The following is an 11,809-nucleotide window of genomic DNA, read 5'->3' as shown; positions in this document are numbered from 1 at the left end:
CTTATGAAATTTAAATTATTATTATTGCTGCTGGTATCAATTTCACTTTCAGCAAAAGCATATAGTCCCGATTCTTTGCAATATGGTATTTTTGGTAAACTGAAAATATATCAGTCGGGGACTGCACCCAGGCAGCTGGTTCTTTTTGTTAGCGGTGACGGCGGCTGGAATCAGGGTGTAGTCGATATGGCTAGTAATTTTGTTTCTTTGAATGCCATGGTGGTGGGGATTGATATCAGGAGTTATTTGAAAAACCTCCAAAATTCAAAATCGGCCTGTTATTATCCGGCGGCTGATTTTGAGAATTTAAGTAAATTCATTCAAAAACAATATCACTATAAAAATTACATTAGTCCTCTTTTAGCAGGATATTCATCCGGTGCAACGCTGGTTTACGGGATACTTGCCCAGTCACCTGCTAACACATTCTTTGGCGGAATTGCTTTGGGATTTTGTCCTGACATTCAACTCAGTAAGACACTTTGTGCCGGATCCGGCCTGAGGTCGCACACGTTGGGGAAAAACAAAGGATTTTATCTGGAAGCTTCTCCTGATTTACCAGAACCTTTTATAGCATTACAGGGAATGCAGGATCAGGTTTGTGATTTCAAAGCAACGGCTAGTTTCCTGAACCAGATTCCAAATGCCAGACTTGTTGCGCTTCAAAAAGTAGGTCATGGATATTCCGTTCAGAAAAACTGGGTGCCTCAATTAAAAGCAGCATTCACGGAAATTATATCAAAAAAGCAGGTGGAGGCCAAGAGTGATTATGAAGAAATCAATGAAAGTCAGTTGAAAGATTTACCAATTCATGCTATTCCCTCAGCAACGAATCCTGAAAAACCAATGGTTTTCCTGATCACCGGAGATGGTGGTTATACAAGTTTTGATCAGGCATTTTGCAAAACTTTGGCTGACAATGGTACACCTGTTGTAGCACTGGACGCCTTAAAATATTTTTGGAATGAAAAAACGCCCGCATCTACGACTGCGGATGTTGAGAAACTTATCTCTTTTTATAAAAACAAATGGCAGCGTGACAAAGTTATCCTGGTTGGATATTCCTTTGGGGCTGATGCTTTTCCTTTTATTTTGAATAATCTAAACAAAACAACCCGCGAAAGTATCAAGCTGTTGGCCATGCTGTCGCCATCTACACAGGCAGATTTTGAAATACATATTACTGATATGCTAAGCCTGCCACGTGGAAAACGCCAATTTGACGTATCCTCGGAGGTTAACAAAATCAGGAATTTGAAAATTGTTTGTATATATGGATCAGAGGAAGAGCCGGAAATAAAATCTGAAATTACCAACCCGGAAGTTAGTTTTGTGACTGTTCCGGGTGGGCATCATTACAATAATGCTTATAAAGAGCTTGTCAATATTATTACGCAGAAGGCTGAAAAATAGTAGAGAAATTGTATTTTTTAAATTTATAGAAAACATTGATAAGTACAGATTAATTTGAAATATTTCTGAATTGCCGCAGAACTTCCCATACATTCAAATTATCATATAATTATTTTGCAAATTCGTTTTTACATAAAGAAAACGACCAGTCAATGACCAGCCGTTTGTCTGCATTAATTAACCTATGTATAAAATCTGACATCGAAAATTACTTTTCGGGTCAGATTTTAATGCCTAACGAAACTACAATACTTCTTCCATCAGAAGTCCAGATTCCTGCTCCCGGGTACATGGTCGGGCGTTTCGTGTAATAGCTTTTATTAAGGATATTATTCACCCCGAATTTTAAATTATATCTTTCAGCGAACTTTAAAGTTCCGTTAAAATCCCACAAACCATATGACGGCACTTTTCCTTTTGCAGCATTTACAGAAGGTTCCACCGTGTTGAGTGCATCCGAATATAGAGAGCTCACATAACTATACTGTATTGTGGCAAAAAAAGTACTATGCGCAAACTGCAAACCGTTTCTGGTAATCCAGGTTGGAACGCCTTCCAGCTTATTTCCTTTTGTATTGAGATTCTCGTTATTCAGGACTGAGCTTCCTTTAATATAGTACGCGTCAAAATAGGAAGTTGAGGTGAAAACGGAGAATTCTGTTTTCCTTCCGTTAATTCCCTGAACAGAAAAAGGTTTGTACTCAGCGTATATTTCTACGCCTTTGGTCATGCTGTTTCCGGTGTTTGTCCGGAGAATGTAATCTTTTCCGGCATCATCTTTCATAGCCAGCGTTCCCATTCTGTTTTGATATAACATTTGAAAAACACTTACATCATATGAAAAAATATTTCCTACTTTTCCATTGATACCGGCTTCAAGGTTATATCCTTTTGAGTCCTTCAAATTTTTATCAACCTGTTCCAGAACGGAACCGGGGATAATGTCTTTCAAAACGATCGGGCGATAAGCCTGAGAAAAGCCAGCATAAATACGGCTATCTGCGTCAAACTTGTACTGCGAGCTTATTCCCAAAAGCGGAAAGTGGTGTTTAATTTTATCGGGAAGGGCTTCCGGCTGATAATAAGTGATCGTGCCGGTCATATTGGTCGCTCCGTTTTCTACACGTAATCCTGGCGTCACCGTTAGTTTTGGCGTGATATACAATAAGTTTTCAACAAAAAGAGCAATGTTATTTGTTTTTAAATGCAAGTCGCGACCCCAGACCGGATTGGTAATTGACAAGTCAAAATCGCTGCCTGTTGTACCTTTCCCTAATTGACGACGGCGAAGATTATTTTTCATTACCTGAATACCACCGGAAATGAAATTATTCAAACCGCCTATACGATACTGATGCACAAGCCTGAGCTCAGAGGTGAAACTTTTGAAATTATCAATATCAACCTGGCGCGGTTTGTATTGATTTGTTGCAGGATCAATGGCGTCCGGAACGTTTGCAAAAGCGTCAATCAAAACACTGTTTCTGCTTCCGTAAACACCCGAATTTGTCCAGCGAAGTTTTGTTGAAGGACTTATCTTCCAATCAAGAACAATTGATGGAATGTAAATATCCGGGTTAAAGTAGTTTCTGGACCGTGTAGACTGACGTGGATCCTGAGCAAACATGGCATCCGTTAAAGGACCAGGAATTTGGTAAACATACGACGAACGTCCGAGCTCAGCCTTCACTTTCAGATTTTTTGTTAATTCATAAGAAAGGCTTGCAAATTGCGATTGTGCATCTGATTTTGAGTTTTTCCGATAACCATCCGAATGTCTTTTTTGATAATAGGCTGAATACTTAAGTTTGCCAATTTTTCCACAGATGGCATTATAAGAACTGAACAGCCCATAAGAACCAGCTGAATTTATCGTTTCAAAAGTAAATGCCTTCGTGGTGTCAGCTTGTTTTGATATATAATTGATCATACCACCAAATTGTGCGCCGTATTGTAAAGACGCAGTCCCGTGAACAAGCTCGATTCTTTCAATAGATTCCATTGCCGGACTGTAATGACTGGCCGGATATCCATACATGTCGGAATTGGTAATTACTCCGTTCTGACGAATGTTATATTCCCATGAACGATGCGGATCAAGACCTCGCGTGGAAATGTTGATCTGATTTCCACTTCCATCCATATCATAAACGAATACACCTGGTATCTTTGCAAATATCTGTCTGCCTGTTTTTTCAGCGATATTAGCATTGATTCCTCCAAGTTGAAGGACTTCGTTTTTTGTCCCTGCAATCAGGTAGGTGTCATGCACATCCGGCAATCTTTCAACCTGAATACTGTTCTTCTTTTCTTCAATCACAACCTCGTCAAGGCTGTTAATGTCTTCTCTTAAAGTGATGGTGACATGATTCGGTTTACTATCAGACAACTTCATCTTTACTTTTTGGGAAAAATATCCAATCGAGGTAATATGGAGTGTATGCTCCCTTTTTGATGTGTTTTGTATTTTGAAAAAACCATCTTTATCGGTAACGGCACCATTTTTAGAATCTTCAATTCTCACACTTACGCCTTCAATACCAACGCCATTGCTTCCGATAATTCTCCCTGTTACAGCAGTTTGTGCCTGACAGATCAGGTTGGTGAAAAGAAAAAGAATTGGAACGATGTATTGGAAGTGATTTGCTTTAAAGAAAAGTATTGATTTTATATTGGTAGAGCTTTTCGACCACATGAATTTTTTTATTTTTTGAAATAATTTGAACAGAATTATCAGTCGCTGTTTTTGGATAACAGAGTTAATCATGCGTCAACAGGATTTTGAAATAGCTATAACATGCCGGATTTCTGGCATAATACTATTCCTCAAAACCCGAAGGCTTTAATGAAATAAAGGATTACATGAAAATAATCAGCTGAGCAAATCAGGCGGGGGAGATGGAATACTCGATTCCGGGATAACCGGAGATTGGGCCTTATACCGAAAAGTTACAGGGGCTGACCAATCGAAAATATAAAATGTATGCTTACGGCCAACGGCCATATATTCTTTAAGGAAATTCTTTAAAATAGATCCGGCTGCACCTTTATGCGCGTCAGAATTTGTTTTGGCATGATCGTCAAACGTGGAAACCATGTTCCAGAAACGCTCTCTTGAAGTTTGGCTGAATTCACATTGAACGTACAAAGTATCGTTGGCTATTTGTTTAGATACAATTTTGTAATACTCATTCCCTGTCAAAAGTTCTTCGTTTGATGGTAAGGTACTTTCCCAGTTACTCAAATATGGAAGTGTCAGTGGAAATTTTAAAAGTAAATCACATTTGGTCAGTGAGGATTTCAGGGCGTCATTATCGTCTTTTTCAATCAAATTATATACGGAAAAACCCATCATATTGAAGATGAGAAGTCCGAATAATAAAATTGATAAAAGCTTTTTCAAGTGGCCGTCTGGCAATAAAATTTCTTAACTCCGTAAATATACGTTGAAGCTAAGAAATTTTAATTAGCTAACCAGCTGATAATTCAAAAATTTTAAGAACTCTATCTTATCGAGCAATTTTCCTTGTTACAAACTTGCCAAGCTGATCCGTAACGCGCACAATGTATAGTCCTTTTGCCATCTGGCGCAAATCCAGCTGCTGGCTCCATTGTGTCAGATTATCAGTAGTGTTGATCTGTTTTACAATCTGACCATTCATATTGATCAGTTCAATTCGCAGGGTAGTGGCTGTCACACTCCTTATATTAACGGTTAGGAAATCCTCTGTTGGAACCGGAAATGCTTCTACAACCATAGCTAAATTATCAGAATCAGGCAGAGAGGTAATCAGGCCAGAATCATTGACAGGAACGTATGGAGGAATTTCAACAACAGATCCCGGTTTATCAGTCACGGTAATCAGGCCTTCGCGGTATGTTTCGGATATTTTAACACCGTCTCTCCATTCATCAACTACAACGGCATAAATATATTTCCCTAACAAATCCGGTGCATTCCAGACCAGTTTTTTACTGGCCTGATCTACATAGAAAATTCCCTTTTTACTGACGTCGTTCGGATAAATATAATTTTCGTTCAAACTGCGGACACCACAGGTTCCGGGTGATGTTTTGCTTAACTTTTGTAAATGTGCTGTCGTGCTGTCAGAGTCAGTAACAGTAGATTTTAGATCAATCTTGAAGATTTGCTTTGAGCCGGCGGTAAAAACCGGAAGTGGCAAAATCGGGGTGGAATTGGAAACCTGAGTATCAATCACCGTCCATAAAAACATTTGCGAAAGCTCAGAATTCGGAAAGTTTAGCATATTCGATGACCTGTTCTCCAGGTTCGTAGAGATCTGAAAGATACCGGCAGATGAATAGGTGTACGTAACTTCATAACTGCCAACAGCCACACCGTTTTGATCTCCTGATAATATATCGAAACCAGTCCGCTTCACCTCGGCTGTTTTGCCATCACCAAAACACATCATGATAGAATTTTGCGCATTCGAAGCTCCCGTACCTTGAGGCGACACATCAAAATAAATTTGTGCCGTAATTCTATATGTCTGCCCGGATAAATTTACAGCTCTGATCTCACCGCCTAGCAGGTGAGTAGCATAACTGGCTGTGCTACAAAGGCAAAGTAAAAGTACTATTCTGTAAAAAACGGACATTCTGAATCAGGTTTGCGTTGCAAAGAATTTTATAGCATTTCAACGAATGAAATGCATTTTTTCGTATTATTTTCAGCTTGTAACTACAAGTTTTTGCAAGGTAAAACTTTGGAGCAATAAATTAAAATCCGGTTCAATATGTTTGAAAATTACTGATCAGGCACATTTGTCACTTTATGATCCTGTATTCTCAGTAGAGGAGCCGTTTTTTTACCTTTCTTTGGAGTATATCAAATTTAAATCGATTGTTTTAATGCAAAAATTATTTGCCAGTTTAGCACTATCAGCGGCGATGTCCTTGCAGATTGCAACCGCCCAGCAGAGTGGGGCGTGGAAGATGGTGGAAGGGAAAATATCTTCTCCCTGGGCACAAAATGTAAATGCTGCAAATCCTCACCCGGAATATCCCCGTCCACAATTAGTACGTGAAAAATGGGTTAATCTGAATGGGTTATGGAATTATTCAATTGTTCCCAAAGTATCATCAGAAACAAAACCAGCCACATTTCAGGGTAACATTCTTGTTCCGTTTGCTGTTGAATCCGCTTTGTCGGGAGTTGGTAAAACGGTGGGAAAGGATAGTATTTTGTGGTACAACCGTAAGGTCAATTTTGTTTTTAAAAGTAAAACTGAAAATGTTTTGCTTCATTTTGGAGCGGTGGATTGGGAATGCGACGTTTTTGTAAATGGCCGGAAAGCGGGCTCGCACAGAGGTGGTTATGATCCTTTTTCAATTGATATTACACCGTTTCTGGTCAAGGGAAATAATCAGGAGATTTCTGTAAGAGTTTGGGATCCAAGCTCAGACGGGCCTCAACCACGGGGGAAACAGATAAAAAATCCTAATAGTATATGGTATACGCCCGTTACCGGAATATGGCAAACGGTGTGGCTGGAAACTGTACCTTCAACTTACATAATATCAACGCGAAATACGCCTGATATCGATGGCGAAAATCTTACTGTAAAATCTTCTGTCAAAAATGCGCAGCCCGGGGATATTATAAAAATCGCTGCATTTGACGGTGCAAATTCGGTTGCTGAAAAAGAAGTGTCAACTGATGAGGATGGGGTTCTGACAATAAAGAACCCAAAATTATGGTCTCCTGACAGTCCTTTTCTGTATGATTTGAAGGTGTCATTATTAAGAAAAGGCAAAGTTATTGATGAGATAAAAAGTTATTTCGCCATGCGTAAGATTTCTATGAAACCAGACCAGAATGGAATTCATAGGATGTTGCTGAATAATAAATTTGTATTTCAATACGGTCCTCTGGATCAGGGCTGGTGGCCGGATGGGTTGTATACCGCGCCGACCGATGAAGCTTTGAAATTTGATATTGTTAAAACAAAAGAAATGGGTTTTAACATGATTCGGAAACATGTGAAAGTTGAGCCCGCAACCTGGTATAACTACTGCGATAAGCTGGGAATGCTGGTTTGGCAGGATATGCCAAGTGGCGATCTGGGGAACAACTGGGAGCCTAATCCGGGAATTACAGGAAATGAAACGGAGCAAAACCGTACTCCGGAATCAGAAAGCATATACAGAACAGAGTGGAAAGCAATTATGGATGCAACCTATAATTTCCCTTCCATTATTGTTTATGTACCGTTTAACGAGGCTTGGGGACAATTTAAAACGGCTGAAATTACAGATTGGACGAAGAAATATGATCCAAGCCGTTTGGTGAACAGTGCCAGCGGAGGCAATTTTTTTCCGGTGGGTGATATTATGGATTTGCACCATTATCCTGCTCCGGTTATGCCTCGCCCGGATTTATTTGGAGCTAAACAAGTAATAGTGTTAGGCGAATTTGGCGGATTAGGACTTCCTGTGCCTGAACATACCTGGCAGCAGAAAAATAACTGGGGTTATCAGAGCTTCAAAAACAGTGACGAATTATATGCAAAATATGAGTCGTTTATCAACAGTTTTGAGCCACTCATAAAAAGAGGGTTATCTGCCGCAGTTTACACTCAAACAACGGATGTTGAAATTGAAACAAACGGCTTGATGACGTATGATCGTAAAATAATCAAAATGCCGGAAGCGAAGCTTATGCAGATTCACAAAAAACTGTATAATGCTGATTGGGGAAATTCAAATCCTTAGTAAAGCACGGGATTGACGAATACAATAAAAGCCGCTCTGATTGTCAGGGCGGCTTTTATTGTAAATGATATTTTTACTAACTTATTGATTTACATTTTGTTAGAAAGCTACTTAGTGCAGGGATGGATGATTAAGGAATTTTTTTTTCTCTTTTATCACAACAGATCTTCTTTTAAGATAATAGGCTATAACCATATAGGCGGCAAACATTCCAATGTAAATGTATAAAGATGCAGTATTAGAAATATCGCCGTGGAAAGCAAAGAATAGTGCTGTATTGACAATGGTGATCATCCAAAGGGTAAACGAAGCCCAGAAGTGGTTTAATCCGGAATCAATCAAAATGTGGTGCATATGGTTTCTGTCTGCAATAAACGGCGACCCACCTTTCACAATTCTTACGATAAATACCCGTAGTGTATCAAAAATTGGAACGATCAAAAGAACCATGACGATGATTGGAGCATTGAAATAAGCAGTACTGTCGTTCTGGTAGCTGACATTCAACGAAAGAAATTCGACGGCAAAAATAGATAGCAAATACCCAATGATAAGCGAGCCTGTGTCACCCATAAAAATCTTGCTTGTTTTGGAGAAATTAAATCTCAAAAACCCTAGTAAAGAACCCGACATAGCGAAGGCCAGGCATCCAAATGAAAAGTGATTGTTAAGAATAAACCAGATACCGAATCCGATACCTGCTATCAAACTGATGCCTCCTGCAAGACCGTCAATTCCGTCAATAAGGTTAATGGCGTTGATAATGGCAATAAATACAAACACAGTTAGGGGTATACTTACGAAATATGGAATGTGGTGAATTCCGAAAATGCCATAGAAATTATCAATTTTGAAGTTTCCCATAGCAACCAGGATCAGCGACGCACAAATCTGAACGAGCAATTTTTTGGTTGAATCAAGGGCAAGAATATCATCTTTAAGACCCAGGAAAAAAAGTATGATTACACCTGTCATCGAAAGGCTGATCAGATTCGAATCAACGATGTTTTCAGAATGTGGCCAGAGGAAATAAGATATAAGTGTTGAGGCAAAAATAGCGATCCCGCCCAAGGTTGGTGTTTCCGTTTCATGAGAGCTTCTAAAACCGGGTTTTGCAGTCAGGTGAAGAAGATTGGAAAGGTTTATTATGATCGGGATTGAAATAATGGACAAAAAACAGGCTATCAAAAAGGAGAGAATGCATTGATACACATCGTGATGTATCATGTTGTTGAAGATTCCTTCGCTTAATATATAGGTCGGTATTTGTAGTTCCATGACAATAGTGGTTGAATGACCGGATTGGATATTAAATATTTCAATCAGATTATTTTCAAATTTGACAAATTATCAGCAGAATCTTTAATCTAACTCCCTGAATGTCAAAATAGTTATTTAGTGGTTGATGACTTTATTTTAGTGTATGTGATAATTTTAACGCAACCGGTACTATAAAAACTGGACGATTTTTCGGACTGGTTTGAGCCACAAAGTAAAAAATCGTGGTTTGATATCATTAACCAGCCAGGCTTTTCTGTCATTGTTATTAGCCTTTAACCGATTCTTTAAAGTATTGTTACTAACGCCACCAGTCCTCATTTTTACCAAAACCTTTGGAATATAAGTTAATTTTATTCCAAATTTGAATATTAAGCGCAACATTATTTCATAATCCGCTGCACTCCCCATATCGAGGCGGAAAGCACCATATTGTTCGTAACATTTTTTTCTTACAAAAAATGTGGGATGAGGCGGCATCCAGCCCATTAAAAATGAGTTTGGCCTGTATTGACCAGAAACCCAGTTACGTTTTATTACTGCTTCATTTTGTCCGTCAACATAATTCAGGTCACCATAACATCCATCTGCACCTGACTGCTCCATAGCCCGGGCAACTTCTGAAATTACGGTTGTGTTTGTATAAAAATCATCTGCGTTTAATATACCAATCACATCGCCGGTTGCCAGTTTTATTCCCTTGTTCATCGCATCATAGATTCCCTTATCCGGTTCACTTATGAATTTATCAATTTTAGAGCCATATGACAGCACAATATCCTTAGTTCCGTCAGTCGAATTTCCATCTACGACAATATATTCAATGGAATCAAAATTTTGGCTCAAAACCGACTCTATGCAATGCCTTATGGTTGCAGCTCCGTTATAAACAACTGTTATTATGCTGATTTTCAATTTGTCAGATTTCTTGTTTTAACAAACAAACAGGGATTTCCCTGGTAAATACTGTATGCTTCCAGATCTTTGGTTGCCACCGAATTAACGGTTAAAACAGCGTGTGAATGCACTGTAACACCTGGGCAAACTGTCGCTTTTGCGCCGATCCAGGCTCCATTTTCAATTTTTATCGGCCCTAAAATCAGGTCAAAAGTGCTCTTTGTATAATTATGGTTTCCGGTCAGTAACATGGCTCCCTGTGATAGACAGCAATTGTCGCATAAAGTAACGGTTGTCAGGTTATCTATCCACACATTTTCTCCAACCCAGACATCATCACCAATTTCCAGAAACCAGGGATACTTAATATTTACCTTTGGTTTGATTGTAACCCTGTTTCCAATTTTTGCACCAAAGGTTCTTAGAACGATTGTTTTAAGAAACATTGGAATAGGCAGGTAAGTATTTATACTGATCCTACCAATAATATGCCAGGCCAGTTGCTTCAAAATGCTCCCGGGTTTATACCAGCTATTATTATATTTTGACAGACTGGTTTGGGCTCTGGAGGTCTTTTCCATATTCTGTCCTGAAATGTGAAACAATATTTTCTTTTTCTTTTCCAGCCCTCTGATACACTTCGTAAATCTTGGCATCCACCAAGAAGCGATACCAGAATCCTTGTAAAAAATGCCAGATCAACCCTTTTTTACCATCCAGAAATCCACCTTTGAAAATAAACCTAAAAATAAAATACAAAAATGGGCGGGTGAACAATGGAAGATTTGCATACTTGATTTTAAGATAGCGCGTCCGTTGCTCCTGGCTTCCCCAAAAATCCGGCGTAACCGTTTCTTTATTTCCAAAGTTATATTTAATATTCAATAAATCTATGACCTCGCGTATTGCGTAATTATTATGTTTCTGCGTCCACCAGGTAAGATTATTAAGATTATGATCAACGATATCGTTTTGAAGCTGAGCTGTTGTGCCGCTGCTTAACTTAATATGCTCGTCCATCCATAATTCCTCACATACCCCTAATCCGCGGCGCCAGATCCTCAGCAGCCATATGGGATAATAGCCGCCATGATTGATCCACTGATCCATAAAAAAGACGCGTCTTTTTACATAAAGGCCGGAAACATTTTCAGGAATTGCTGCAAGTGATATTTTTAATTCTTCCGCTAGCTCGGGTGTGATGTATTCGTCCGCATCCATCCGCATCAGCCATTGCGTCTGAAAAGGATTATTACGGATTCCGAAATTAAATTGAAAAGCGTAGGAGACCCAGGGATTCTGAATTACCGTGGCACCAAGTCCTTCCGCAATCGCGACGGTGTTATCCGTTGAAAATGAATCTATAATGAAGATTTTGTCAGTAACTAACAGAAGGCTTTTGATACAACGCCCGATGTGTTTTGATTCATTATTCGTTAAAATGATGACGGATAAATCAACCATAAAGTGCCCAGGTATTGTT

At 39.1% G+C, this 11,809-nt stretch carries 9 protein-coding genes; 2 read left to right on the top strand and 7 right to left on the bottom strand.

Translation table 11 applies throughout. The features are described 5' to 3' along the window. Positions 1-3: 3 nt before the first annotated feature. Positions 4-1,413, top strand: coding sequence for an AcvB/VirJ family lysyl-phosphatidylglycerol hydrolase (locus LXL81_RS08045; protein WP_234646211.1), 1,410 nt, complete (start codon positions 4-6; stop codon positions 1,411-1,413). 220 nt (positions 1,414-1,633) lie between these two features. Here the strand turns inward: LXL81_RS08045 and LXL81_RS08040 are convergent, their stop codons facing one another. The 3 genes from LXL81_RS08040 to LXL81_RS08030 all read right to left on the bottom strand — a co-directional run bounded on the left by LXL81_RS08040 (position 1,634) and on the right by LXL81_RS08030 (position 6,035). Next, on the bottom strand, positions 1,634-4,108 hold the full coding sequence (locus LXL81_RS08040) for a TonB-dependent receptor (RefSeq protein WP_234646210.1): 2,475 nt from the start codon (positions 4,106-4,108) through the stop codon (positions 1,634-1,636). A 177-nt stretch (positions 4,109-4,285) separates the two neighbouring features. Continuing rightward, positions 4,286-4,768 carry a hypothetical protein gene (locus LXL81_RS08035; RefSeq protein ID WP_234646209.1) on the bottom strand — a complete coding sequence of 161 codons (483 nt, stop codon included), beginning with the start codon at positions 4,766-4,768 and terminating at the stop codon, positions 4,286-4,288. Between the two features lie 154 nt (positions 4,769-4,922). After that, a complete protein-coding gene (locus LXL81_RS08030; protein ID WP_234646208.1) occupies positions 4,923-6,035 on the bottom strand; it encodes a T9SS type A sorting domain-containing protein in 1,113 nt (370 codons plus the stop codon). 253 nt (positions 6,036-6,288) lie between these two features. Between LXL81_RS08030 and LXL81_RS08025 the strand changes: the two genes are divergently transcribed. Beyond that, positions 6,289-8,151: a glycoside hydrolase family 2 protein gene (locus tag LXL81_RS08025; protein ID WP_234646207.1), complete on the top strand. Its 1,863-nt coding sequence runs from the start codon at positions 6,289-6,291 to the stop codon at positions 8,149-8,151. A gap of 111 nt (positions 8,152-8,262) precedes the next feature. Here the strand turns inward: LXL81_RS08025 and LXL81_RS08020 are convergent, their stop codons facing one another. The 4 genes from LXL81_RS08020 to LXL81_RS08005 form a co-directional block, all read right to left on the bottom strand. Continuing rightward, positions 8,263-9,429, bottom strand: a complete 1,167-nt coding sequence (locus tag LXL81_RS08020) for an MraY family glycosyltransferase (protein WP_234646206.1) — start codon at positions 9,427-9,429, stop codon at positions 8,263-8,265. Positions 9,430-9,600: 171 nt separating this feature from the next. After that, a complete protein-coding gene (locus LXL81_RS08015) occupies positions 9,601-10,344 on the bottom strand; it encodes a glycosyltransferase family 2 protein (protein WP_234646205.1) in 744 nt (247 codons plus the stop codon). Continuing rightward, a complete protein-coding gene (locus LXL81_RS08010) occupies positions 10,341-10,907 on the bottom strand; it encodes a WcaF family extracellular polysaccharide biosynthesis acetyltransferase (RefSeq protein ID WP_234646204.1) in 567 nt (188 codons plus the stop codon). The genes LXL81_RS08015 and LXL81_RS08010 overlap by 4 nt, the downstream gene beginning before the upstream one ends. Continuing rightward, positions 10,864-11,790, bottom strand: a complete 927-nt coding sequence (locus LXL81_RS08005; RefSeq protein WP_234646203.1) for a glycosyltransferase family 2 protein — start codon at positions 11,788-11,790, stop codon at positions 10,864-10,866. The genes LXL81_RS08010 and LXL81_RS08005 overlap by 44 nt, the downstream gene beginning before the upstream one ends. Positions 11,791-11,809 lie beyond the last annotated feature (19 nt).

The organism is Dyadobacter sp. CY356 (genome assembly GCF_021440195.1).
Taxonomy (GTDB): domain Bacteria; phylum Bacteroidota; class Bacteroidia; order Cytophagales; family Spirosomataceae; genus Dyadobacter.
This window is presented reverse-complemented; position numbering and strand designations above follow the sequence as displayed.

Coding starts and splice junctions, on each gene's coding strand:
- LXL81_RS08020 (WP_234646206.1), bottom strand. CDS start 9,429: ATGGAACTACAAATACCGACCTATATATTAAGCGAAGGAATCTTCAAC.
- LXL81_RS08005 (WP_234646203.1), bottom strand. CDS start 11,790: ATGGTTGATTTATCCGTCATCATTTTAACGAATAATGAATCAAAACAC.
- LXL81_RS08040 (WP_234646210.1), bottom strand. CDS start 4,108: ATGTGGTCGAAAAGCTCTACCAATATAAAATCAATACTTTTCTTTAAA.
- LXL81_RS08010 (WP_234646204.1), bottom strand. CDS start 10,907: ATGGAAAAGACCTCCAGAGCCCAAACCAGTCTGTCAAAATATAATAAT.
- LXL81_RS08025 (WP_234646207.1), top strand. CDS start 6,289: ATGCAAAAATTATTTGCCAGTTTAGCACTATCAGCGGCGATGTCCTTG.
- LXL81_RS08035 (WP_234646209.1), bottom strand. CDS start 4,768: ATGATGGGTTTTTCCGTATATAATTTGATTGAAAAAGACGATAATGAC.
- LXL81_RS08030 (WP_234646208.1), bottom strand. CDS start 6,035: ATGTCCGTTTTTTACAGAATAGTACTTTTACTTTGCCTTTGTAGCACA.
- LXL81_RS08045 (WP_234646211.1), top strand. CDS start 4: ATGAAATTTAAATTATTATTATTGCTGCTGGTATCAATTTCACTTTCA.